Raw genomic sequence first — 25,255 nt, 5'->3', positions numbered from 1 at the left:
CCTTTCGCGCGAGGGATTGAGGTATGTGAACCCGCATGGGATGCAACAGTTCAGCCCATCAATAAAACGACCGCACTGCCTTCAACGTCAACAGGCCATCGCATTGCGAGTTGTGTCCGGAGTAGGCCGAGCAATTGCTGCCGCTGAGGCTGGAGTCGCTGTAGATCAGGTTCAGGTCAACGCCCATCCACTGTCGGGAGAATTGCACCGACCAATCACTGAAGCTGCTGATGGAGCCACCGTCGACGGAGGCCGGGGTGCCCAACTGATGAGTGGTGTATTTCAGGCTGACGCCGATGCCGAACGGTTGGGTGCCACTGAGGTCGGCGAACAGGGTGCTGTCCTGGCGGTCCGGGTCGTTGCTGAAGGAGGCGCCGAAGCGATTGCCCAGCAGGTTCAGGCCGCCGTAGAACTCTTGGCTGTCGAGAGGGCTTAGCTTGGGATAGCTGTAGTGGATCAGGCCGACTTCGTAGCCCAGGGTCTGGTCGAACGGGTGCTTGAAGCCCATGTAGGAGTCGACTTCGAGGGTGCTGTCCGGCGACAGGCCCATGCTGGGGGAGAATTGGCCGAAGTACAGGCCGCTGTCGTGGCTCAGGTCGAGGCCGCCGTGGAATGAGTCGCTGCCCGGAGACGTCGGTTTGACCAGGCCTTGGGCCATGCTGCGGCTGGGTGTGGTGCCCAATTTCAGGTCGAAGTCGCCCAATTCGCGCTGAAAGATCTGCGCTTGGGCGAGGGGGCTGGCTGCCAGGGCAGTGAGCAGGAAAATGCACGCTTTGAACATGCTTCACTCCATGAAAAGCGAGGAGCAGTAACCGGGGGAAAATCGGGCAGATGCCCGTGCTAGACGTGTGCAAGCATACCGGCGAATGCGCGGGGTTGAGCCCCGTTCGTCGATTGACGCAATGTTGGATGTGTCGGGAGGGTGCTTCGGGCTCTAGTCCTAGCGCCTTGATGGCAAGGCGCTTAGGGACCAGGTGTGTTGCGCGGTATTACTTTTTACCCAGGCTGATCTGCTTGGACGGGCCGAAAGTCTGGCCGCTCACGCCCTTGGCAATTTGCTGGATTTCGCCACCGGACTTGAGGAATGCAGCAATCTGGTTGTTGATCGATTCGCTGGTTTCAACGGCGGGAGCTGGCTTTGCTTTGCTGTTGGATGCTTTTACACGCATGGCGGCCACTAACCTGTAGAAAATTAACTTGGCCAGGCATCGTACAGGAAATACTTGACAATTGCTTGGTAAATATCCTCCGGGAATAAGTGCTGCGCCAGGAAATAAGCAAAGTTTATCCTTGAAATAAGCCCCTAACTTACTGTTTTAACTCGAAACCATTGGGTGGTGAGTGGCATGTGCACCAGTGAAATTCAGCGCAATGATCAGACGAGCGGGGCGCTGCCACCACCGCGCCACGCCAGCCCTCGATTTTTCAGGCGCGCGCGCGTGGCGGGCACAACTCGGGTAGAATGCCGCCCACGTAACGAGGGTATTGGAAATGGCTTTAGTCGGGCGCTACAACAGCTTGCAAGTGGTTAAACACACTAACTTTGGTTTGTACCTGGATGGTGCGCAAGACGGTGAAATCCTCTTGCCTAATCGGTATATCCCCAAAGATATTCCCAGTGAAGATGAAGATTGGCTGAACGTTTTCATTTATCTGGACAGCGATGACAAACTTATCGCCACCACTGAAAAACCGAAAGTTCAAGTGGGCGAATTTGCCAGTTTGAAAGTCGTCGAAGTCAACAGTATCGGCGTCTTCCTCGATTGGGGTCTGCCCAAGGATCTGTTGCTGCCGTATTCGGAAGAAAAGCGCCAGATGACCGCCGGTGAATATTGCGTGGTGCACGTCTACCTCGACAAACACACCAAGCGCATCACCGCCACTGCACGCCTGGATCGCTACCTGGACAAGACGCCGGCCAACTACGAGGTGGGCCAGGAAGTCAATCTGCTGGTGGCCGAAGCCACCGACATGGGCTTCAAGGCGATCATCAACAACAAGCACTGGGGTCTGATCCACAAGAACGAAGTGTTCAAGTTCCTGCGTCCGGGCAAGGAAGAAAAAGGCTTTATCAAAGAGATCCGCGCCGATGGCAACATCAGCCTGAGCCTGCAGCCGGTGGGCCAGGAAGCGGCCTCCAGCCTGAACTCCAAGATCCTCGCCAAGTTGCGTGAAAACAACGGCACCTTGCCGGTCAGCGACAAAAGCGACCCGGCGGTGATCAGCAACTTGTTCGGCGTGAGCAAGGGCAACTTCAAGAAGGCTATTGGTGCCCTCTACAAGCAGGGCCAGATCGTGATTCATGCGGATCGCATTGAACTAAGCTGATCGACGTTCCTCTTTGTATGAAAGGGCTTGTGGTGGCGAGGGAGGTGGTGGCCTCGCCACGACAGGCTGTCTTCTGCCAGAGGTGTGTCATGTCCAAAAAATCAGTATTCGCCTACCTCGGCACCTTGCTCGCGTTCCTGGTGCTTGACGGTCTCTGGCTCGGCGTCCTCATGGGCCCGACCTACAAATCCCTGCTGGGCCCGCTGATGCTTGATCAGCCACGGTTAGTGCCCGCAGTACTCTTCTATCTCCTGTATGTCCTCGGCTGCGTGGTGTTTGTCGTCTTGCCCAGCGCGAGTTGGCAGCGTGCGGCGCGTCTGGGGGCCTTGTTGGGCCTGGTCGCCTACGGCACTTATGACCTGAGCAACTGGGCCACGCTGCACGGCTGGTCTGGCGGGCTGGCGCTGATGGACATGGCCTGGGGCACCTGCCTGACGGCGGCATGCTGCACGCTTGGGTATTTGTGTGCAGATCGGGTGCGCCAGTGATTGTGTACAGGATTTTTGTGCACCGTTGCTGAGCGAAGTCCCCGCATCCCATCATTGGTCAAGCTGTTTGGGGCGTGATTCGCTGGGGATTGTGTGCCATTGGCACGCATTCTGCTGACTGCTTCGTATACAAACCATGCCGCCTACCGTATGCACAGTGCTACGGCAGCGCAGGCCGGTATTACGAGGAGCCCAGCGATGACCGAACAATTGCCCAAAGGCTACAGCCCGCGCCTGTACAACCAGGACCTGGGCCCACTGCCGCAGAAGTGGACCTGGTACAACATTTTCGCGTTCTGGATGAGCGACGTGCACAGCGTCGGCGGCTATGTGTTCGCCGCCAGCCTGTTCGCCCTGGGGCTGGCCAGTTGGCAGGTATTGATCGCCTTGCTCGCCGGTATCGGCATCGTGCAGTTGATCGCCAACCTGGTGGCCAAGCCGAGCCAGCAAGCCGCCGTACCGTATCCGGTAATTTGCCGACTGGCCTTTGGGGTGTTTGGCGCGAATATTCCTGCGGTGATTCGTGGCTTGATTGCCGTGGCCTGGTACGGGATTCAGACCTATCTGGCTTCCAGCGCCCTGATCATCGTGGTGCTGCGCTTTTTCCCACAAATGGCGGTGTATGCAGAGCCGCATTTTGCGGGCCTGTCCTACCTCGGCTGGTTTGGTTTCCTAAGCTTGTGGGTGCTGCAAGCGGCGGTGTTCTGGGCCGGCATGGAGTCCATCCGCCGCTTTATCGATTGGGCCGGGCCGGTGGTGTATGCGGTGATGTTTGCCCTGGCGGGGTGGATCGTGTGGAAGGCGGGCTGGGCGAATATCAGCTTCACCCTGTCGGAAAAATCCCTGTCGGGCTGGCAGGCATTTGGTCAGGTGATCGTGGCAACGGCGTTGGTGGTGTCGTACTTCTCCGGCCCGACGTTGAACTTCGGCGATTTCAGTCGCTACTGCCGCAGCATGCACGACGTGCGACGCGGCAATTTCTGGGGGCTGCCGGTAAATTTCCTGGCGTTCTCGCTGGTCACCGTGGTGATCGTCTCGGGCACTTTGCCGGTGTTCGGTGAAATGCTCCACGACCCGATTGCCACCGTGTCGCGCATCGATAACAGCATGGCCGTGCTGCTCGGCGCCTTTGCCTTTGTGACCGCCACCATCGGTATCAATATTGTTGCCAATTTTGTTTCCCCGGCGTTCGATTTCGCCAACGTCGCGCCGAGCAAAATCAGCTGGCGCGCCGGTGGCATGATCGCCGCCGTCGCATCGATCTTCATTACCCCGTGGAACCTGTTCAACAACCCGCTGATGATCCACTACACCCTGGACATCCTCGCTGCGTTTATCGGGCCGTTGTTCGGCATCCTGCTGGTGGACTTCTACCTGATCAAAAAGCAGCAGATCGACGTGGATGCGCTGTTCGACGACAGCCCAGGCGGTCGTTATTACTTCGATGGCGGCGTGAACTGGACGGCGGTCAAGGCGCTGGTGCCGGCGACATTGGTCGGTGTCGCGATCACCTTCACCCCGGCGTTGCAAGGCATGGCCAATTTCGCCTGGTTCACCGGGTGCTTCCTGGGTGGGCTGTTCTTCCTGGTGCTGGCGCGTCGTGAACAGCTTCGTGTGCCTGTACCCCTGGTTGCCGGCTGAGCAGCGCACCTGCCACCAGCAGGCCGCATCCGGCGATCACCAACGCCGGGTGCAGGCCGCCGCTCAGATGACTGCTCACTGAAGCCAGCAACGGCCCGCTCAACTGGCCCATGGCAAAGCTGGCAGTCAGCAAACCGGTGCTGCGCTGGTAGCCGTGGGGCGCGATTTCTCTCAAGCGCGCCATTACCAATTGCATACACGCCAGGAACGGTGCACCACACAGCGACACGCCCAGCGCCAGCCCCCAGCCATTGCCCAGCAAGCAGGCGAACACACCGGCACCCTGTAGCCACAGCGTGGTCATCAGCCAGCGCCGCGTGGTGTTCGGGTCCTTGCGGCGCAGGCTGGCGACAACCACGCCTAGCGCTGCTGCCAGGCCGAAACACGGCCAGAACAGATCGGCCTGCCAGGCGCCGCTGAACTGCGCACTGGCCATCTGTGACAGAAAGGTCGCCGGGATGATGTAGCCCAAGCCGAACAGAAAGTAGATCCAGCCCAAGTGGGCGATGCTCTGGTTGCGGCCAGCACTGGCAGTGGGTGCAGAGTTGGCTGTCGGCCGGGGCAGGTAGGGCAGCACGGCGAGCAACATCACCAGCGCCACGGCCCCATACACCAGCCACAAGGTGGCGCTATCCTGTCCCAGCAGGTTCGAGACCAGTGCCAGCAAGCCCGTCAGCAAGATCCCCAATCCCGGACCGGCAAATACCAACGCCCCCAGGCGCGGCTGGCCAGCGGCAAGCGCCAGGGGTTGGCTCAGGCTGGTGATCATCACCAGCGCCCAGGCGCTCGCAACGCCGGTGCCGAAGCGCAACAACACGTGCGGCCAGAAACCGTGGGCCCAGTACGACGCAAGTGTCAGCAGCACGCACAGCCACAGCCCGCCATACAGGCGGCCGCGTACGTGGTGATGGCTGCGGGCGAAGATCGAATCCACCGCGCCGACGAAATAGCCCAGGTAATTGGCAGCAGCGATCAGGCCGGCGCCGGTCAGGTCGATCTGCCCCTCACTCAGCAGGTGCGGCATTTGTGGGGTGAGGGCGAAGCGGCCAATGCCCATGGCTATCATCAAGGCGATAAAGCTGGCGAGTAGGCGGGGGCGGGCTGACATGCTGTGTTCCTGCGGGTTAGCGAGTGATCTTCAGCCTAAAGCGCATTGACTTTCTGTAAAATTGAATAATAGTGAGTAACTTGTTCAGTTTTGGAGAAAGGTATGGAGTTCAGTCAATTGCGCATTTTCCAGGCGGTGGCAGAGGAGGGCTCCATCACCCGCGCAGCTGAGCGCCTGCACCGTGTGCCGTCGAACCTGTCGACGCGGCTCAAGCAGATGGAGGAGCAACTCGGCGTTGAACTGTTCGTGCGAGAACGCCAGCGCTTGCAACTTTCTCCTGCGGGTAAGGTGCTGCTGGACTACAGCACTCGTCTGCTCGCGCTGCATGACGAAGCTCACGGCGCGGTCCAGGGCGGACAACCGGCCGGCGACTTTGTGCTGGGCAGCATGTACAGCACGGCGGCGGTGCATTTGCCTAAGCTGTTGGCCCGCTATCACAAGGCGTATCCGATGGTGAACCTTCAGGTGCAATCGGCGCCCAGCGGTGAGTTGCTCGAAGGGTTGATTACCGGTCGCCTGGATGCCGCCTTTGTGGACGGCCCAATTACCATCGCGAGTCTGGAAGGTGTGGCCCTGTGCGAAGAACGCTTGGTGTTGATTTGCGAGGCTGACCACCCACCTGTGCGTGGGCCGCAGGATGTGGCGGGGCGTGCGGTGTTCACCTTCCGACGTAGTTGCGCCTATCGCACACGGCTGGAAACGTGGTTTTCCCACGAACACGTAGCCATGGGGCGGGCAATCGAGATCGAGTCCTATCAGGGCATGCTGGCCTGTGTGATCGCCGGTTCGGGGGTGGCGCTGATGTCCGAATCCATGCTCGACAGCCTGCCGGGCAAGGACAGCGTGTCCGTTCATCCGCTGACAGGGCATTTTGCCACTGCGACCACCTGGCTGATGTGGCGAAAGGGTATGCTCGGCGCTAACCTCAATGCATGGATCGACCTGCAGCAAGAAGGCAAGGTCGGGCTCGAGCAAGACACACGCGCAAGTGCTTGAGCGATTCGTCAGGATTTCGATGAATTCAGTAATAGTTCGTTGTGGTTTCGTACAAGCAATGCGTAGGACTTAGGGCTACTATCCTGTAGGAAGAGGCGAAAGAATTGACCGCCGACCCGCATTACCCTCAAAGGGGGCAACCATGAAAGAGAAAATTCAAAACTGGCTCCATGACCTCGGTGTTGCACTGGGCCTGATCGAGCCGCCCCTGCAGCCGGTGCCGATCCGCACGGATGATGAGCAGCGCCGGCCGCGTCGCAGATAAACGCTGGTCGACCACAAGGCGCCCGTTGCAGGTAAAAAAAAACGGGCACGACATCCGACGTCGTGCCCGCTGAAGAAACCGCTCTAAAACCGGTTGCGCATCACACCGCGCGCGCCGTTGCTGCCTGTGGCTTGCGCGACAGCACACTGACCAGTACAAAACTCACCAGCCCTATCGCCAGGCTGTAGTAGATCGGCGTGTTCGCATCCAGGCCATCCTTGAACATGAACACCAGCGCCGTCACAAAGCCCAGGGTCATCGAGGTGATCGCGCCGGAGGTGGTCGCACGCTTCCAGAAAATCGCCCCGATCAGCGGGATCAACATACCGCCCACCAACAGGTTGTAGGCCAGGGTCAGCGCGCTGATCACATCATTCACCACCAGCGCGATACCCAGCACGGCAACACCGGTCAGCATCGTGAACAAACGGTTGATCGCCAGGCTCGACTGTTTACCGCCACGCAGGCGTGGCAGCAGGTCTTCGGTCAGAACGGTGGAGGCGGCCAGCAAGCCGGCACTGGCGGTGGACATCATGGCGGCCAGTGCCGCAGCGATCACCAGGCCACGGATGCCATCGGGCAGCGAGACTTTGACGATAGCGGCAAACGCGTTGTTCACGTTGTCCAGGTCCGGGATCAGCACATGGGCAGCCATGCCGATCAACGCACAGGCCAGGCCGTAGAGGATGCAGTAGAAACCGGCGAAAGTGCCGGCGTACTTGGCGACCTTTTCGTCGCGGGCGGTGAACACGCGCTGCCAGATGTCCTGGCCGATCAGGATGCCGAAAAAGTAGATCATGAAGTAGGTGATGATCGTGTCCCAGCCAATCGCGGTGAAGCTGAAGTTGGACGCGGGCAGTTTGGCCACCAGTTCATCCCAGCCGCCGACGCGGTACAGGCAGATCGGCAGCAGGATAAACATCAGGCCGACGGTCTTGATCACGAACTGCACGATGTCGGTGAGGGTCAGCGACCACATGCCGCCAATGGTCGAGTACACCACCACCACGCCACCGCCGAGCAGCACCGAGATCCAGAACGGCAGGCCGAACAGCACTTGCAGCACGGTGCCGATGGCCAGGATCGAGGTCACGCCAATCATCAGCGCGTAGGCCAGCATGATCACCGCGCTCGCTTGGCGGGCCATGGGGTTGTAGCGTTTTTCCAACACCTGGGTGACGGTGAAGATCTTCAGCTTGAGCAGCGGCTTGGCGAGGAACAGGTTCAGCGCAATGATCCCCATGCCCAATGCGGCGCACAGCCAGAAGCCGGAAATACCATGCACATAGCCCAGGCGCACGGTGCCGACGGTGGAGGCACCGCCCAACACGGTGGCGGCCATGGTGCCCATGTACAGCGACGGGCCGAGGTTGCGGCCGGCCACCAGGTAGTCTTCGTGGGTCTTGGCGCGACGCATGCCGTAATAGCCGAGCACGAGCATGCCGGCGGCGTAGATGAGTACGACGAATAAATCCAAAGCCATGACGGCGATTCTCCGATTTCTTATTGTGATGACGAAGCTTGGTGTGGCGAGGGCGCTTGTTCCCGCTCGCCTGCGAAGCTGGAGGCTGCTGTTTTAGGGCCGCTTCGCACCCCGGCGGGAGCAAGTTCCCTCGCCACAAAGGCCGGCCCATACACCGCAGCCGGCTCAGGAAACACACGCAGCAAGGTCAGGTACACCACCGACGCCAGCCCCAGCGTCACCGGCAGACTGATGTCGATGCCATCGGCCAGGTTGCCCAGCGGCCCAACGAACTGCCCCGGCAGGTTGACGAAGCACAGGCCCACCAGCGCACTCGGAATCCAGGCCCCCAGCCCGCGCCAGTTCCAGCCATGGCTGAACCAGTAGCGGCCGCCACTTTCACCACGGGTGAACACTTGCAAGTCATCCGGGCAATAGAAGCCGCGACGCACGATCAGGCCGATGATCATCATCACCATCCACGGTGTGGTGCAGGTGATGATCAGCACGGCGAAGGTCGACACGCTCTGCACCAGGTTGGCGGCGAAACGTCCGATAAAGATGAAGGCAATCGACATCAGCCCAATCAGCAGGGTCGCCTTGACCCGCGACAGCAGGCGCGGGAACACACTGGACATGTCCAACCCCGTGCCATACAGCGATGTGGTGCCGGTGGACATGCCGCCGATCACCGCAATCAGGCACACCGGCAGGAAGAACCAGCTCGGCGCCACCGCGAGCAAACCGCCGACGTAGTTGTTGGCCGCGATGTAGTCCGGTGCCTTGACTGCCACGATGGTCGCGGTGGCCAGGCCGAACAGGAACGGGATCAATGTGGCGATCTGGGCCAGGACCACGGCCAGCATGATGCGCATTTTCGGCGTCTCACGCGGGATGTAACGCGACCAGTCCCCGAGGAACGCGCCGAAGGAAATCGGGTTGCTCATGGCCACCAGCGCCGCGCCGATAAACGCCGCCCAGAAGCCGCTCTGGCCCATGGCGACGGTGCCGGTGAAGTGGCTGTCGAAGGTCGGCGCGAAGGCGAAGATCCCGAGTAAAAACAGGAGGCTCGCCGCCCACACCGCGATGCGGTTGACCCACAGCATGAAGCGAAAGCCGTAGATGCACACGGTCAGCACCAGGATCGCGAATACGCCGTAGGCCAGGCCCAGGGTCAGGTCGGTTTCCGGTAGGCCTACCAGACGTTTCGCACCACCCACCAGCGCATCGCCTGAACTCCACACCGACAGTGAGAAGAAGGCAATCGCCGTCAGCAGTGACAGAAACGAGCCGACAATCCGCCCGTGCACGCCGAAGTGCGCACCGGACGACACCGCGTTGTTGGTGCCGTTGATCGGCCCGAACAGGCCCATGGGCGCCAGGATCAGCGCCCCCACCAGCACGCCGAGCACAATCGCCCACACCCCGGCCTGGAACGACAGGCCGAACAGCACGGGAAAGGAACCCAGCACGGCGGTGGCAAAGGTATTGGCACCGCCGAAGATCAGGCGGAACAGATCCTTGGGCCCGGCGGTACGTTCATGGTCCGGGATCTGCTCGACCCCGTTGGTTTCTATCTTGCGAATACTTTTATCGTTGTTTTTATTATTCATGATCAGCTCCGATCACATTGGCTAAGGGGGCGGCAGCCCTTCCGGCATAGCGGACAAATGTTCGTGACAGGCCAGCCACAGGCCTTGTTTTTGTTCTGTGCGATTCCCTTGCCGTTTGAAGACAATGGTCTCGCGTTCCTGGCTAAAAAATTGCTCCCCGTTCATGCGCAGCTCGGTGGCCACGTCATGCATAAAAATCGCCACGTCACCTTGCAGGCTGACCACGGCGTTGCTCGACGTGCAGGAGAGCACTTCGAAGCCCTCGTCCCGGCGCCAGCTGTTCCACAACGCCTGGTAGGCGTCGCGACTGAGCAGTGGCTGGGGCAGGGTGTAGAACACAAAGCTGGCATCGGCCGTGAACGCGCCGAAGTAGGCGGCGCGGTCATTGCGGGCGAAGGCCGCCACCAGGTCGGCGGCGGCTTGCAGCACCTCGCGCGTGCTCATCAGCGGTGCGCCACGCCAGGCAGTACGCAGAGCATCTCGTACAGCAGGTTGGCGCCGAGCAGTGAGGTGTTGCCGGTGGTGTCGTAGGGCGGCGAAACTTCTACCAGGTCACAACCAATCAGGTCGAGGCCCTGGCAGCCGCGGATGATCTCGATGGCCTGGATGGTGGTCAGCCCGCCGATTTCCGGGGTGCCGGTGCCCGGTGCCCAGGCCGGGTCGATGCCGTCGATGTCAAAGCTCAGGTACACCGGGCCGCCGCCGACTTTTTCCCGCACTTCGGCCATCAACGGCGCAAGGGAGTGGTGCCAGCATTCTTCGGCCTGGACCACACGAAAGCCCTGCTTGCGGCTCCAGTTGAAGTCTTCGGCGGTGTAGCCCTGGGCGCGCAGGCCGATCTGCACCACGCGGTCGCAATCAAGCAAACCTTCCTCCACGGCGCGGCGGAAGGTGGTGCCGTGGGCGATTTTCTCGCCGAACATATGGTCGTTCACATCGGCGTGGGCATCGATGTGCACCAGCCCGACCTTGCCGTGTTTCTTGTGGATCGCCCGCAGGATCGGCAGGGTGATGGTGTGGTCACCGCCCAGGGTCATGGGGATCACATTGTGTTCGAGGATCTCGTCGTAGGCTTCTTCGATGATGCGTACGGCGTCGAGCAGGTTGAAGGTGTTGATCGCCACGTCGCCGATGTCGGCCACCGACAGCGAGTCGAACGGTGCCGCGCCAGTGGCCATGTTGTAGGGGCGGATCATCACCGATTCGGCGCGGATTTCGCGTGGCCCGAAACGGGTGCCGGCGCGCAGCGAGGTGCCGATGTCCAGGGGCACGCCGATAAAGGCGGCGTCCAGGCCCTTGGCGGTTTGCAGGTGGGGAAGTCGCATCATGGTGGCGATGCCGGCAAAGCGCGGCATTTCGTTGCCGCCCAGTGGTTGGTGGAAAATCTTGTCCACGGGAGTGCCTCATCGTTGTTGTGTTTATTGGAGGCCGATTCTGCGAAATACCCCGAGGCGAAAGAATCGGCAGGGGCAAATACTTAGTTCAGATTTTTCTAAACTAATCCCTGAGGTAAACTTCGCTCCCACAGGATTATGTGTGTGCCTTCGGAGACCCCATGGCCAACGCCTTGCCCGACCTGAAACTCTTGCGCATCTTCGTCAGCGTCGTACGCCACCAGGGGTTCGCCAGTGCCCAGCACGAGCTCAACCTGTCCACGTCGGCCATCAGCACCTATATGAGCCAGCTGGAGTCGGCGCTGGGTCTGGTGTTGTGCCACCGTGGGCGGGGCGGGTTCAGCCTGACCAGCAAGGGCGAGCTGTTCCATCAGGAAACCCTGCGCCTGCTCGGCGAGTTGGAAGGCTTCGAGCAGTACGCCGCGGCGTTGAAAGGCGAGTTGCGCGGTACCCTCAAGCTCGGCGTGCTTGACTCCACCGTCAGCGACAAAGCCTTGCCGTTCGCCGAAGTCATCGGCGCCTACAGCCTCGAACACCCGGCGGTGCACCTGCATTTGTCGGTAATGAGCCCTTACGAACTGCAACTGGGCGTGCAGGACAACCGTCTCGACCTGGCCATCGGCGCCTTCTCCAACCGCATGAGCGGGCTGATCTACATGCCGCTGTACCGCGAACAGCACTGGTTGTATTGCAGCACCCGCCACCCGTTGTTCAACGAGCGGCGCATCCCCGAGCAGGTGATCACCCAGCAGCGCATGGTCGGGCGCGGCTACTGGAGCCAGGCGGAACTGGCGCGCCACGGCTTCAAGCACAGCGCCGCCACGGTGGAAAGTATGGAGGCGCAACTGATCCTGGTGCTGTCCGGTGCCTACATCGGCTACCTGCCCGAACACTACGCCCAGGCCTGGGCCGACAAGGGCGACTTGCGCGTCTTGCTGCCGGCGACCTTCGGCTACCAGGCGCCGTTCTCGATGATCATGCGCCGAGGTCGCAGCCGTGAGCCCCTGATCCAGACCTTTCGCGACTTGCTCAAAACCCAGCTCAACCAGGCCTGAAACCATGTCCAGACCCCAATGCTCCCGTTGCCTCAGGCCTCTGGCCCATTGCCTGTGCCCACTGATACCCAGCCTCGACAGCCGCACCCGGGTGTTGCTGTTGCAGCACCCGAGCGAGGTCAACCACGCACTCAACACGGCACGGTTGGCGGCGTTGGGGCTGAACAATGCGCAGTTGGTGGTGGGCGAGGTGTTTGCTGATTTGCCGGCGTTGTTGAACCCGCCGGGTTATCAGGCGCGGTTGTTGTTCCCCGGCGACGATGCCCAGCCATTGCAAGGGTATACACCTGACGATCAGCCGTTGTTGCTGGTGGTGCCTGACGGCACCTGGCGCAAGGCGCGCAAACTGTTGCACCTCAACCCGTTGCTGGCGGCGTTGCCCAGGGTGAGCCTGGCCGAAGGCGCCGTCTCCCGTTATCGGCTGCGCAAGGCGCCGGGACCGGGGGCGTTGTCGACGGTCGAGGCGATTGTGCAGGCCTTGCAGGTGCTGGAGGCGCCGACCTCGTTCGAGCCGTTGCTCCAGCCGTTCGAGGCGTTGATCGAAGGGCAGATCGCCGCGATGGGGCCTTTGGTCTTCGCCAAAAACCACGCTTGATGCGTGGCGCTACATAGCTACCGGAGCGGCTGATGGCGACTGGGTAGGCTCGTTCATTTAAGGAGCGTACCTATGGCTGAACCGAATTCCCCTGACACGTTGGCCGCGTTTATGGCGCAGCATCCCGGGCCGCTGATGTCGCGTGCGCAGTGGTCTGCCTTGCAGGCCCTGGACGGATACCGGGTAAAGTTCGATGCCTTTCTCGGTGAACTCAACGACGACGAGCGGTTTGAATACGTACGTCTGCAACGGGCGTGGGTTTCTGCGCAATACGCACTGGAACAAGGCATTCATGAACTGACCCTGGCTTTCGAGCAACAGGCCCTGGCGTCGCTGCGCCAAGGCCTGAAATCCCTGACGGGTCAGGACATCGACCCAAAAGTTGCACAGATCCATACGCGTTACCTTCAATCGGCCAATCGTGTTCGCCGTGGCGCCGATGGCGATGTGATAAAAACCGCCAGCCTCACGCTGTGGGACGCCGCGTGCATTAACTACGACGGGCTGACCGGCTGGAGTTATCCCGGCCGCACGGGGTTGGCTGACGCCAGCTTTCTTGACGAGGGTATCAATGCCAACGCGGCTGATTTCATAACGCTGGTGCGCAGGCTGGATCTCGGCGGGCAACTCAAGGCGCGTCTGGATCAGGCACTGTCGGCCTCCGCCGAGTTGGGCGGGCGGGTCATGGCACTGGCCGCGGCTGAGTTCGAATTCGCGCTGATCGAGGCCCTGAGAACCACTGCCGCAAGCCGGGTGGACAGGGCGTGTTATCGGGCCGTGAAGCAAGCGTTGGTGGGAGGGGCGCGCTGGGAGAACGTTGAGGAAATGCTGCTGTTTATCCCCCATGGGGTGGACAACCTCAGTTGGTTGCCGCAATCCCTGGGGTTCACCGGGCAATACGTCGGCCCGCCCCCCGGCGACAGCCTGAGCATTCCCCATATCGTGTTTTCCGTCAGTGGTTGCCGGGGCGCCTTCAGCTTCTTCCCGAATCGTCCTGGTGGCTCGTTGCGTCACCATGCCAGCCACCGCGAAGCCTGTGAGGAATTTCACGTCGCCTTCCAGGGTTTCTACCGCAGAGGCGAGGTCGATTGGCTGTATCAGATGATGTCACTGCGTGACTGTGCACGCGTAAAGCAGCTTGCCAACGCTTCTGTCCGCCCCCAGGGCCTCAATGACGTCGCCCACCTGCTTTACACATTGGCGCAGTCCATTCCCTCGCTCGACAAGGCCCAGAGCATTGGCAGTGTGCGCACCCCGGTGCAGAAGGTGCCCGTGGTCAGCTTGAGTGCCTTCTACATCAAGCGTTGCCGCGCCAACCTGCAAGAACTGGCCAACGAGATGCCGGGGTTGATGCCGAGCGTGATCGAGGTGTTCCAGGCCTTGCTCAATGAAATCCTCAACCTGTTGTTGATTCCGGTGCCGGGAGCACCCACCGGGCTGGGGCGGGCACGCGCGTTTGGCATGTTCGTCGCGTTGACCCAGGGCTTGATCGGCGGGGGCCATCAGGCGTTGCAGGGGCGGCCAGGCGAACTGCTGCAGGCATTTGTCGATCTGGCCGATTTATTGATCAGCGGCCGCATGCATACCCGGCTGGCGTTCACCGCGCAGCGTCGGCATCAGCGTCTTTATCAGCAACTCTCGCGGTCGCACACGGTCATCGACCCTCAGCGCCCGACGGGCCCGCAGTTGCTCGAACGAATGCTCGGCGCGAAGGATGTGCCTTCCCGTGCGCTGGACGCCGTGCTCGATTCAAGTGCCACCTCGCATGCTGCCCTGAACCAAGTGTGGGAGGGCGCGCCGCCTTCGGCGTCACTGGTTGAGGCGGTGCAGCGTTTCAACACTGACCGGTTGATCGACTGGGTAAGCCAGGGCGCCAATCCCGATCACCCTGCGCCCGTCGGTGCTGTTGAGGTCATGGCGCCGCTGCTCACCCAGTTGGCGGACTGGCCGGCAAACACCGCGTTGAGCATTGCCAATCAGCAAGGCCTGGAGCTGCGACGCTACAGCGCCAATACGATGGGGCCGCCGACAGAAACGGTCACCGTCATCGCCCTGGAAAACTATCAATTCGCCTATGGGCCCACGAACCGTCGCGTCGTGCATCTGCCGAATGCCATCGCCGCGCTGATGCCGACAGTTTTTGCCGCGGGCGCACCGCTGATTCGCCAGCAACTGGCGGCGCTGGCCAAGACCTTGAGCATCGAGTTGTTTGAGGCACTGACGCGCTTTGCCGGGGCGAGTCGCTCGACGGCCAAGGCGGCCAGCAGGGGCGTGCGGCAATTGTTGCCTGATCGCGTCGGCCACGAGTTGTCTATGCCGGCGGTGGTTGCGCAATTGCAGGCACTGCACCCACAGGTGAGCCTGGCGCGCTTGCTTGAGGTGCTGCGCGAACATCCGTTGTCGGCACACCAACAGATGCAGTTGCTGACTTCGCAATTGCAGCCTGAAGCGCTGTATGACGCCTTGCGCGCGGCCCGTCGGGGAGCGCGTCGGGAGGCCATTGTCGATGGCCTGTTCCACCGCCGCCGCTTTGACCGGCAAACCCAGAATTGGGCGGCCGCGTATGCCCATGGCGTGTTGAGTGATGGGCTCGGGCGAGCACTGGTCGTCAGCTGGGCCAAGCAGCCGGTGCCTTATGTTTCCAAGGGCACTCAAGATCGAACCCTGGTCGTGATCGATCATCGCCTGGGGCGGTTCGCGGCGTATGACGTACAGGCGCACCGCAGCGGCGAGATGTTCACTGGCGCCGACAGCTTCTATGCCCTCATCGTGAGCCAGTTGTCTGAGCAAGACCGTGCCCGCCTGGGGCTCTCGGCGGCGCAGGCCATCGGCGATCTGCGTCATCAAGTCGCCCAGGCGCTGGTGCGCAATCGTGCGCCCGACGGCACGTTCTATCCGTATCGACGTGAGATCGCGGCGTACGCCCGTAGCGACGATACTTCACGCATCGGCGCCGAACCCGACGCGCTGGGCCTGTATGCCCTCGGCTCGGCGCGCTACCTGTTTATCGAAGGCGACTGTTTCAAGGTGGCCCAAGCGGACCCGGCACAGCCGTGGCGCATCCAGCACCCCTCGTTGAACGACGCTTACGCCCCGGCCCTCACCCATAACGGCGCTGGTGCGTGGCGCCATGAATGGGAAGACCCGCTGACTTGGGACGGCCAACGACCGTTTTATCGACTGGGGCCGTTGGCCCGTGCGCTGGGGCCGGATGCGATTGAGCAGGTGCTGCGGATCAGCGGGGTGACAACAGACATGCTGCGCCGGGTGCATGTACGCAATGAGCTTCCCCCCGCCGTCCTGCTGGATACCCTTGAGCGCTTCACGGTCCATCAGCGGGTCAAGGCCGGTATGGACGTTGGTGCGGCTTTTTTCGAACGGATGCTGGGCGAAGTCGGTGCCGATCGCGCCGATGCACTGGTGGGGCGCAAGGACGTCGCGCATTCCGATCAGATCACCGTGCTGGAGGCAAAAGTGGCGCTGGACAAGCCGCAGATGGAACACCTGTTCTTCGAGGCGTTATGCCCTGATCGCCGGCATTCCAATGACCCGCTGGCGCAAGTACTGCAGCGTGACTACCCCGATTTGACCAACCGGGTCGCCGAAGACCTGGTGCGCGCTGTCACCCCGGCCGAGCGCCGCAGCCTGGAGAGCGGGGTGGTCCCGTTGACGCTGACCTCGGCGGTCCGATGGTGGGTGCAATACCTGCGCAAAACCAGGATTCTGGAGAGCGCGCACCTGCCGGCCAGCGCCGACGAGGACAGTGCGACCGCGCTCCTGCATGCATTGGCGCAAATAGACGGTTGGCCGGCGCACCTTCGGGTTGAAGTCTGGCAAGGCGGTTTTATGCAGACCAGCGTCGGCCCGTTCGATGCGGCGCTCAAGTGCATGGTGGAGCGGGTATCCCACCAGTATCAGGCCTATCTCCCCCAGGCAAACGGGCGGCGACAGCCAGTGGGACGCCCGGGTCCATTCCTTGAGGTGTTACTGGCCGCGCTGCCGCTGGCCGAGCGGCAGTCATTGGGGTTCACCCAGGGCGCCGGGGAGGGGGAATTGCTCGAGCAGGTGCGTTGGCGTTTGCAACGCATATGGGAGTTTGCCGAGACCCAGAGGCGTGTGGGGCGCCGTCCGCATTTCCATCCGCCACAGCGTGTTGCGGATGGGCGCATCGCTTATCCGCTGAGTGGTAGAGGATTGAGGCCGATGGAGCGCGCCCAGGTGGCGCGCTTGCGCGCGTTGTATCCGGCGAGAACCGACGACGAGGTTCTACAGCTGTGGCGGGACGCGGGCGACTCGGTTCGAGAACGCGATGGGATGATCGACTATCTCTACAACGAACGTGAGGCGATGAACGTTGCGCTGGGGCAATGGCTTCATGGGGCGACCGGCCCTGCGCGGGAGGCCCGGGCGCAGGCGGTTGTACGTATCCAGCGATGTTGGGCCAGGGAGGCCTCCAGTCACGGGACGGCCATGGTCAAGGAACTGAATCTCGATGGCCTGGACCTGACCGATTTGCCCACGTTGGGCGCGCATTTCGGGCACGTGGAGGTATTGAGCCTGAAGCAAAACCAGCTGTCTCAATTGCCTACGCGTTTCCTGCGCTGTTTCCCGGGGGTGACGCGGCTTTACCTGAGCGACAACAGGTTCGAGCAGATGCCGCCGGGGCTTTCCGAGGTCCCGCGGCTGAGGGCCTTGTACCTGGGTAGCAATCGACTCAAGTTCAGGCTGGGCGATGTGATCCGGCTGAGTGAGCTGACGCAATTGCGCGTGTTGGATTTGTCCTCGAACCCCCTTCGCCAAGGGCAGCGACTGAACTTGGCGGGTTTGAAACACCTGCGCTATCTGAACCTGCGCAACACTCAGTTGGAAAGCCTGCCCAAGGGGGCTGTCACCCTGAAATGGCTGGAGGTGTTTGACCTCGCAAACAACCGCATCCAAGTGCTGACTCGGTCTGACCTGTTTATCTACGCGGATGTCCATCGCGCCATGGACCTGTCCGGCAACCCCTTGTCGCAGGGCACGCTTCAGATGCTTCGTGTTTATCGCGAGCAACCGGGGCGTTCTGGCATTCATTTCGGATTGCACCCGCATGATATTCCCGTCACTGCCGGCCCCGACCGCTGGCTGGCGGTGCTGGCGGTCAGGGACGTACCGTCGCACCTCGCGCTTTGGCAGGACTTGCAGGGGCGGGAGATTTTTGCGCGTTTTTTCACGCTGATCGAGCGTGTTGCCGCTGATCCCAAGTTTGTTGCCGCGGGTTATCGAGCCCTGAGAGAAGACCTCACCGGCAGAGTCTGGCGCTTGATCGAAGGGGCTGCCAACACCCCGCAACTGGCGACGATCCTGTTCGAGCATCCGTACGACATGAGCGCTGGCGTGAACGGTTGCATGGTGTCGCTCAACAATTTGGAGCTCAAATTCAGAATGTTCGAACTGCTCACCGGGGGCGACGGCGATGGGATGCCGCTGCTCAATTGTTTGCGGGCCAGCAGCCGCTTGGCGGCCATCACGAACGCTGTGCTTTTGTTCGAACCGCATCAGACGCCGGAGCTGGCGGGCACACGCATACTGGCTTACCGAATTGCCTTGTCCGCGGCCCTGGACCTCCCGCTGGGCTTCGATCAACGGCTGGATCGGACGTTGGGCACCCCCAGCCCCGAGAGCGTTGCCGCGATGCTTAACGGCATCCTGGCGGGCGAGACGAGGTTGGACTGGCCTGGGTGGCTGATTGAGAAGACGTATTGGCGGCAGTTCCTGCAAGCCAAGTATCAGGTGCGTCTTCAAGCCACGCTGGGGCATTACGATCAGGCGCTGGAGGACGCCTTGGACAGAGTCAACCGTGCAGAGCTGAGCGATGGGGCCTACCTGGCGTTGGCCAATGACCTGTCCAACCGGCGCTCAGTCGATGAGGACCGCTTGTTTCTGGCGTTGACAGAAGGTGAGTGGGCCAACTTCACAGGTGCCGCCGATGCTGCTTATACCTATCAGCAATAAGTACCTTACTTTGCGTGATATGGCCCGCCGGGCTTTCCCGGTATGATGTCCGCCCCCGCAGTCTGGATTGCGAATACGCCATGACCTTGCAGTACCCTACAATTGCCGATTGCGTCGGCAACACGCCCCTGGTCCGCTTGCAACGCATGGCGGGAGAAACCAGCAATACCCTGTTGCTCAAGCTCGAAGGGAACAACCCGGCCGGCTCCGTGAAGGACCGCCCGGCGCTGTCGATGATCACCCGCGCCGAGTTGCGCGGGCAGATCAAGCCCGGCGACACCCTGATCGAAGCCACCTCGGGTAACACCGGGATCGCCCTGGCCATGGCCGCCGCGATCAAGGGTTACAAGATGATCCTGATCATGCCCGACAACGGCAGCGCCGAGCGCAAGGCGGCGATGACCGCCTACGGCGCCCAGTTGGTGCTGGTGACCCAGGAAGAAGGCATGGAAGGCGCCCGCGACCTCGCCGAGCGCATGGCCGCCGAAGGCCGTGGCCTGGTGCTGGACCAGTTCGCCAATGGCGACAACCCCGAGGCGCACTACACCAGCACCGGCCCGGAAATCTGGCGCCAGACCGGGGGCACCATCACCCATTTCGTCAGTTCCATGGGCACCACCGGCACCATCATGGGCAACTCGCGCTACCTCAAGGAGCAGAACCCGGCGATCCAGATCGTCGGCCTGCAACCGATGGAAGGCGCAGCCATCCCGGGTATCCGCCGCTGGCCCGAAGAGTATCTGCCGAAGATCTACAACGCGACGCGCGTGGACCGCATCATCGACATGGCCCAGCGTGAAGCCGAAGACACCACCCGGCGCCTGGCCCGTGAAGAAGGCATCTTCTGCGGCGTGTCCTCCGGTGGCGCCGTGGCGGGTATGTTGCGCTTGTCCCAAGAAGTGGAAAACGCGGTGATCGTCGCGATCATCTGTGACCGTGGCGACCGTTACTTGTCGACCGGCATTTTCGACGAACCCAACTGATGGCCAAGCACGAGAGAGGCCTGCGCTTCCAACCGACGGGTGGCAGCCGGGCCCCGCAGATTCCAGTGGGCAAGAAACAACGCCTGACCATCGAGCGCCTGGCCAACGATGGCCGTGGCATCGTGTTCTTCGAAGGCCGCACCTGGTTCGTGAACGGTGCGCTGGCCGGTGAAGAAGTCGAAGCGCGGGTGTTGGGGGCCCACGGCAAAGTGGTCGAGGCGCGCACCGAGCGGGTGTTCAAGGCCAGCGAACTGCGCCGCCCGGCGCCGTGTGCCCACGTTGGCCGCTGTGGCGGTTGCAGCGTGCAGCACTTGCCCCATGGCGAACAACTTGCCCTGAAACAGCGCATGCTCGCCGAGCAACTGTCCCGCGTGGCGGGTGTCGAACCGCAGGAGTGGGCCGCACCTTTGAGCGGTCCGGAATTTGGCTACCGTCGCCGTGCCCGTGTAGCGGTGCGTTGGGATGCCAAGGCGAAAAAACTCGAAGTGGGTTTGCGTGCCGTGGCCAGCCAGGACATCGTCGCCATCGATGATTGCCCGGTGCTGGTACAGGCCTTGCAGCCGATCATGCAGCGTCTGCCGAACATGCTGCGCCGCCTGAGCAAACCCCAGGCCCTGGGGCATGTGGAGCTGTTCAGCGGTACATCCGTCGCCGTGCTGCTGCGGCATATGGCGCCATTGTCGGACGCGGACCTGCTGGTATTGAAAGAATTCTGCGCGTTCCATCAAGCCCAGTTGTGGCTGCATGGCGAGGGCCAGCCGGAGCCGGTGGATGCCGATGCCGCGTTGGGTTTTCAGCTGGAGCAGTGGGGCCTGGAACTGGCCTACCGTCCCGGCGACTTCGTGCAAGTCAACGCCGCTGTCAACGCGGCGATGGTGGCCCAGGCCCTGGAATGGCTGGCCCCACAGCCTGACGAACGCGTATTGGACCTGTTTTGTGGCCTGGGCAACTTTGCCCTGCCACTGGCCAGACAAGTACGCGAAGTGGTCGCGGTGGAGGGCGTGCAGACCATGGTGGATCGGGCGGCGCTTAATGCCGTCAGCAACAATTTGCATAATGCGCAGTTTTTTCAGGCCGATTTGTCCCAGCCTTTGACTGACGCAGAATGGGCCAAACAGGGCTTTTCTGCGGTACTCTTGGACCCACCCCGCGATGGTGCCCAAGAGGTTGTGCGCAAGCTCGCCACTCTGGGGGCCAAGCGCCTGGTGTATGTGTCCTGCAACCCGGCGACGCTGGCGCGGGACACGGTTGAGTTGGTCAAGCAAGGCTACCGGCTAAAACGTGCCGGGATCCTCGACATGTTTCCGCAGACAGCGCATGTCGAGGCCATGGCGTTATTTGAAGCGGGCTAGGATGCCCGTTTAATCCGACTGGCCTGCGTTCTCCAGGGCCTGTGATCTGCCACGGAGTTCGCAGTAAAGTCGGCGATGATTTTGGCGCATCAGAGGTGCGTCGTAGGGAAGGTAAGCAAGATGGTACAGGTGAGAGCACACCAGCCGATCAACACCGACGGCAGTATCAATCTCGAGGCATGGCTGGATCATGCCGTCAGTGTCGACCCGGCACTGGACCGTGAAGCCTTGAAGGCAGCCTGCGAGTTCGCTCGCGAGTCTGAGCAACAAGACAATGCGGCCAAGAACCTGTGGGCCGAAGGCACTTCGAGCTTTCGCACCGGGCTCGAGATCGCCGAGATCCTTGCCGATCTCAAGCTGGACCAGGATTCGCTGATCGCCGCCGTGCTCTATCGCGGCGTGCGTGAAGGGCATATCGCGTTGCCGCTGGTCAGCCAGCGTTTCGGCGCCGTGGTGGCCAAGCTGATCGACGGCGTGCTGCGCATGGCCGCCATCAGCGCCAGCCTCAGCCCGCGCCAGTCGATGGTGCTGGGCACCCAGGGCCAGGTGGAAAACCTGCGCAAGATGCTGGTGGCGATGGTCGATGACGTGCGCGTCGCCCTGATCAAGCTGGCCGAACGCACCTGCGCGATCCGGGCGGTGAAGACCGCCGACGACGAAAAACGCAACCGTGTGGCCCGCGAGGTGTTCGACATCTACGCGCCGCTGGCACACCGCCTGGGCATCGGCCATATCAAGTGGGAGCTGGAGGACTTGTCCTTCCGCTACCTCGAACCCGATCAATACAAACAGATCGCCACGCTGCTGCACGAGCGGCGGCTGGACCGTGAGCGCTTTATCACTGATGTGATGAACCAGCTGCGCTCCGAGTTGCAGGCTACCGGCGTCGATGCCGACATCAGCGGCCGCGCCAAGCACATCTATTCCATCTGGCGCAAAATGCAGCGCAAGGGCCTGGCCTTCAGCCAGATCTACGATGTGCGCGCCGTGCGTGTGCTGGTGCCGGAAATGCGCGACTGCTACACCGCGCTGGGCATTGTCCACACCCTGTGGCGGCATATTCCCAAGGAGTTTGACGACTACATCGCCAACCCCAAGGAAAACGGCTACCGCTCGCTGCACACCGCCGTGATCGGCCCTGAGGGCAAGGTGCTGGAAGTGCAGATCCGCACCCACGCCATGCACGAAGAGGCCGAGTTGGGCGTGTGTGCGCACTGGCGCTACAAGGGCACCGACGTCAAGGCCGGGTCCAACCAGTACGAAGAGAAAATCTCCTGGCTGCGCCAAGTCCTGGAATGGCACGAAGAACTCGGCGACATCGGCGGCCTCGCCGAACAGTTGCGCGTGGACATCGAGCCGGACCGGGTCTACATCTTTACCCCTGACGGCCATGCCATCGACCTGCCCAAGGGCGCCACGCCGCTGGACTTCGCTTACCGCGTACACACCGAGATCGGCCACAACTGCCGGGGCGCCAAGATCAACGGGCGCATCGTGCCGCTCAACTACAGCCTGCAAACCGGTGAACAGGTCGAGATCATCACCAGCAAGCACGGCACGCCGAGCCGCGACTGGCTGAACCCGAACCTGGGCTACATCACCACGTCGCGGGCGCGGGCGAAGATCGTGCACTGGTTCAAGTTGCAGGCGCGCGACCAGAACGTCGCCGCCGGCAAGACCCTGCTCGAACGCGAACTGGCCCGCCTGGGCCTGCCGCAGGTGGACTTCGACAAGCTGGCCGAAAAGGCCAACATGAAGATCGCCGAAGACATGTTCGCCGCCCTCGGTGCCGGCGACCTGCGCCTGGCGCAACTGGTCAACCTGGCGCAACAACTGGTCGAACCGGAGCGCGGCAGCGAGCAGTTGGAGTTGATCCCGCGCAAAGCCACCGGCTACAAGCCGGGCAAACGCGGCGACATCCAGATCCAGGGCGTGGGCAATCTGATGACGCAAATGGCCGGCTGCTGCCAGCCGTTGCCGGGCGACGCGATCGTCGGCTACATCACCCAGGGCCGTGGCGTGAGCATTCACCGCCAGGACTGCGCTTCGGTGCTGCAACTGGGCGGGCGTGAGCCGGAGCGGATCATTCAGGTCAGCTGGGGCCCGGTGCCGGTGCTTACCTATCCGGTGGACATCGTCATCCGTGCCTACGACCGTTCCGGTCTGCTGCGGGACGTGTCGCAAGTGCTGCTCAACGAGCGGATCAACGTGCTGGCGGTCAACACCCGCTCGAACAAAGAGGACAACACCGCGTTGATGTCCTTGACCATCGAGATCCCGGGCCTGGACGCGTTGGGGCGGTTGCTGGGGCGGATTTCCCAGTTGCCGAACATCATCGAGACGCGGCGTAACCGTACGCCATGATTAGCTGGATGAACGCGGGCTAACATGTGGGAGGGCTTTTGTGGGAGCGGGCTTGCTCGCGAATACGGTGTGTCAGTGCCAGATTCATTGGCTGACACTACGCATTCGCGAGCAAGCCCGCTCCCACATTTGATCTTCTGCGTGCCCACTTGATCGGACAGAAACTGATGTATTCACTAGATGACCTGCTGCACCTGATGAACCGCCTGCGCGACCCGCAATACGGCTGCCCGTGGGACATCAAGCAAACCTACGCCACCATCGTCCCGCATACCCTTGAAGAAGCCTACGAAGTCGCCGATGCCATCGAGCGCGGTGACTTCGATCACTTGCAAGGCGAGCTCGGCGACCTGTTGTTCCAGGTGGTGTATTACAGCCAGCTGGCCCGGGAAGAAGGGCGTTTCGAATTTGCCGGCGTGATCGACAGCATCACGCGCAAGCTGATCCGTCGTCATCCCCACGTGTTCCCCAGCGGCGATCTGTACGCACCGCTGGATACCCCCCGGTTGAACGAAGAGCAGGTCAAGCACCGTTGGGAGCAGATCAAGGCCGAGGAGCGTGCGCAAAAGTCCTGCGCACCGGAGCAACTGTCCTTGCTCGATGACGTACCCACGGCGCTGCCATCCTTGTCTCGTGCCGCCAAGTTGCAAAAGCGCGCCAGCCAGGTCGGTTTTGACTGGCCATCCGCCTTGCCGGTGGTGGACAACGTCCGCGAAGAGCTGGATGAAGTACTCGAAGCCATGGCTGACAACGACCCCGCCGCCATCGCCGATGAAGTTGGCGACCTGCTATTTGCCGCGGTCAACCTGGCCCGTCACCTCAAGGTCGACCCGGAAACCGCGCTGCGTGGCGCCAATGCCAAGTTCGAACGACGTTTCCGATTTATCGAACAGGCATTGCGCGATACGCATCAATCCATAGAAGATTGCACCCTCGAAGAGTTGGACGCCCTGTGGGGTGAAGCCAAACGCCAGGAAAAGAACATGTCCAGCTGCGGTTGAGCGGCTGCCTAAGTGAGTAAGCACCATGAGCATTTCCCTTCGCGATCAGTTGCTCAAAGCAGGTCTGGTCAACCAAAAGCAGGCCAAGCAGGTCGGCAAAGAGAAACAGAAGCAGCAGCGCCTGGTCCACAAGGGCCAGATCGAGGCCGACGACACCCAGGCCCGCCTGGCTGCCGAAGCGAAGGCCGAGAAGGTCAAGCGCGATCAGGAACTCAATCGCCAGCAGCAGGAAAAAGCCGAGGCCAAGGCCCGCACGGCCCAGGTCAAGCAACTGATCGAGACCTCGCGCCTGCCCAAGCTGACCACCGAGGATTACTACAACTTCGTGGATGACAAGAAGGTCAAGCGCCTGTCGGTCAACACGTTGATGCGCAACAAGCTGAGCAACGGCTCCCTGGCGATCGTGCATCACGGTGGTGGTTACGAGGTGATCCCGCGTGAAGCGGCGCTGAAGATCCAGGAGCGTGCGCCAGAGCGCATCGTGCAGCTCAACATCCTCACCGAAAGCCAGGTGCCGGACGAGGATGATCCATACGCGGCCTACCAGATCCCGGATGATCTGATGTGGTAAGGCTGTAGAAACAACAAACCCCGCTCAAAAGGCGGGGTTTTTGTT

The 25,255-nt window shown here is 61.7% G+C and carries 20 protein-coding genes; 13 read left to right on the top strand and 7 right to left on the bottom strand.

Features of this window, described 5'->3' with window-relative positions; genetic code table 11:
* Window positions 1–58: 58 nt before the first annotated feature.
* Complete coding sequence (locus IB241_RS04135; protein WP_192297082.1) at window positions 59–781, bottom strand: TorF family putative porin; 723 nt, start codon at window positions 779–781, stop codon at window positions 59–61.
* Between the two features lie 208 nt (window positions 782–989).
* A complete protein-coding gene (locus IB241_RS04130; protein ID WP_017527541.1) occupies window positions 990–1,169 on the bottom strand; it encodes a hypothetical protein in 180 nt (59 codons plus the stop codon).
* Between the two features lie 322 nt (window positions 1,170–1,491).
* On the opposite strand from IB241_RS04130, the gene IB241_RS04125 reads away from it, so the two are divergent.
* From IB241_RS04125 to IB241_RS04115, 3 genes are all read left to right on the top strand, one after another.
* Complete coding sequence (locus IB241_RS04125) at window positions 1,492–2,328, top strand: S1 RNA-binding domain-containing protein (protein ID WP_192297081.1); 837 nt, start codon at window positions 1,492–1,494, stop codon at window positions 2,326–2,328.
* An 89-nt stretch (window positions 2,329–2,417) separates the two neighbouring features.
* On the top strand, window positions 2,418–2,816 hold the full coding sequence (locus IB241_RS04120) for a DUF2177 family protein (RefSeq protein ID WP_192297080.1): 399 nt from the start codon (window positions 2,418–2,420) through the stop codon (window positions 2,814–2,816).
* Window positions 2,817–3,014: 198 nt separating this feature from the next.
* Window positions 3,015–4,457 carry an NCS1 family nucleobase:cation symporter-1 gene (locus IB241_RS04115; protein ID WP_192297079.1) on the top strand — a complete coding sequence of 481 codons (1,443 nt, stop codon included), beginning with the start codon at window positions 3,015–3,017 and terminating at the stop codon, window positions 4,455–4,457.
* Here IB241_RS04115 and IB241_RS04110 read toward each other — a convergent pair.
* Entirely contained in the window at window positions 4,369–5,565 is a 1,197-nt protein-coding gene (locus IB241_RS04110; RefSeq protein ID WP_192297078.1) for an MFS transporter, read from the bottom strand. The two genes, IB241_RS04115 and IB241_RS04110, sit on opposite strands and share 89 nt — an antisense overlap.
* 102 nt (window positions 5,566–5,667) lie before the next feature.
* Here IB241_RS04110 and ptrR point away from each other — a divergent pair, with 102 nt between their 5' ends.
* A complete protein-coding gene (gene ptrR / locus IB241_RS04105; protein ID WP_192297077.1) occupies window positions 5,668–6,561 on the top strand; it encodes a putrescine utilization regulator PtrR in 894 nt (297 codons plus the stop codon).
* Between the two features lie 142 nt (window positions 6,562–6,703).
* Window positions 6,704–6,826, top strand: coding sequence for a PA1414 family protein (locus tag IB241_RS27665; protein WP_003193089.1), 123 nt, complete (start codon window positions 6,704–6,706; stop codon window positions 6,824–6,826).
* Window positions 6,827–6,926: 100 nt separating this feature from the next.
* Here the strand turns inward: IB241_RS27665 and IB241_RS04100 are convergent, their stop codons facing one another.
* Genes IB241_RS04100 through speB form a run of 4 tightly spaced genes read right to left on the bottom strand, consistent with a single transcriptional unit; the run spans window position 6,927 to window position 11,295 of the window.
* Window positions 6,927–8,309: a sodium:solute symporter gene (locus IB241_RS04100; protein ID WP_192297076.1), complete on the bottom strand. Its 1,383-nt coding sequence runs from the start codon at window positions 8,307–8,309 to the stop codon at window positions 6,927–6,929.
* Between the two features lie 20 nt (window positions 8,310–8,329).
* Window positions 8,330–9,901 (bottom strand): purine-cytosine permease family protein, encoded by a 1,572-nt coding sequence (locus IB241_RS04095; protein WP_192297075.1) that lies wholly within the window; start codon window positions 9,899–9,901, stop codon window positions 8,330–8,332.
* A 21-nt stretch (window positions 9,902–9,922) separates the two neighbouring features.
* On the bottom strand, window positions 9,923–10,345 hold the full coding sequence (locus IB241_RS04090; protein ID WP_192297074.1) for a YybH family protein: 423 nt from the start codon (window positions 10,343–10,345) through the stop codon (window positions 9,923–9,925).
* Window positions 10,345–11,295, bottom strand: coding sequence for an agmatinase (gene speB / locus IB241_RS04085; RefSeq protein WP_003175388.1), 951 nt, complete (start codon window positions 11,293–11,295; stop codon window positions 10,345–10,347). Before speB ends, IB241_RS04090 begins: the two co-directional genes overlap by 1 nt.
* A 161-nt stretch (window positions 11,296–11,456) precedes the next feature.
* Here speB and IB241_RS04080 point away from each other — a divergent pair, with 161 nt between their 5' ends.
* The 8 genes from IB241_RS04080 to IB241_RS04045 all read left to right on the top strand — a co-directional run bounded on the left by IB241_RS04080 (window position 11,457) and on the right by IB241_RS04045 (window position 25,210).
* Window positions 11,457–12,350, top strand: coding sequence for a LysR family transcriptional regulator (locus IB241_RS04080; RefSeq protein WP_003193084.1), 894 nt, complete (start codon window positions 11,457–11,459; stop codon window positions 12,348–12,350).
* Window positions 12,351–12,354: 4 nt separating this feature from the next.
* The gene (locus tag IB241_RS04075) at window positions 12,355–12,945 is read left to right on the top strand and encodes a tRNA-uridine aminocarboxypropyltransferase (protein WP_192297073.1); all 591 of its coding nucleotides are present in this window, start codon (window positions 12,355–12,357) and stop codon (window positions 12,943–12,945) included.
* 72 nt (window positions 12,946–13,017) lie between these two features.
* Window positions 13,018–18,939: an NEL-type E3 ubiquitin ligase domain-containing protein gene (locus tag IB241_RS04070; protein ID WP_192297072.1), complete on the top strand. Its 5,922-nt coding sequence runs from the start codon at window positions 13,018–13,020 to the stop codon at window positions 18,937–18,939.
* An 80-nt stretch (window positions 18,940–19,019) separates the two neighbouring features.
* Window positions 19,020–19,922 carry a cysteine synthase CysM gene (gene cysM, locus IB241_RS04065; protein ID WP_192297071.1) on the top strand — a complete coding sequence of 301 codons (903 nt, stop codon included), beginning with the start codon at window positions 19,020–19,022 and terminating at the stop codon, window positions 19,920–19,922.
* Window positions 19,922–21,274, top strand: a complete 1,353-nt coding sequence (rlmD, locus tag IB241_RS04060) for a 23S rRNA (uracil(1939)-C(5))-methyltransferase RlmD (protein ID WP_192297070.1) — start codon at window positions 19,922–19,924, stop codon at window positions 21,272–21,274. The genes cysM and rlmD overlap by 1 nt, the downstream gene beginning before the upstream one ends.
* A 120-nt stretch (window positions 21,275–21,394) precedes the next feature.
* Entirely contained in the window at window positions 21,395–23,638 is a 2,244-nt protein-coding gene (relA, locus tag IB241_RS04055; protein ID WP_192297069.1) for a GTP diphosphokinase, read from the top strand.
* Window positions 23,639–23,805: 167 nt separating this feature from the next.
* Complete coding sequence (mazG, locus tag IB241_RS04050; RefSeq protein ID WP_192297068.1) at window positions 23,806–24,639, top strand: nucleoside triphosphate pyrophosphohydrolase; 834 nt, start codon at window positions 23,806–23,808, stop codon at window positions 24,637–24,639.
* Between the two features lie 25 nt (window positions 24,640–24,664).
* Window positions 24,665–25,210, top strand: a complete 546-nt coding sequence (locus IB241_RS04045; RefSeq protein ID WP_105694808.1) for a DUF2058 domain-containing protein — start codon at window positions 24,665–24,667, stop codon at window positions 25,208–25,210.
* Window positions 25,211–25,255 lie beyond the last annotated feature (45 nt).

Source organism: Pseudomonas sp. PDM05, from assembly GCF_014851685.1.
Lineage (GTDB): Bacteria > Pseudomonadota > Gammaproteobacteria > Pseudomonadales > Pseudomonadaceae > Aquipseudomonas.
Note: the sequence above shows the minus strand (reverse complement) of the source record. Positions and strands in the feature narration are given on the sequence as shown.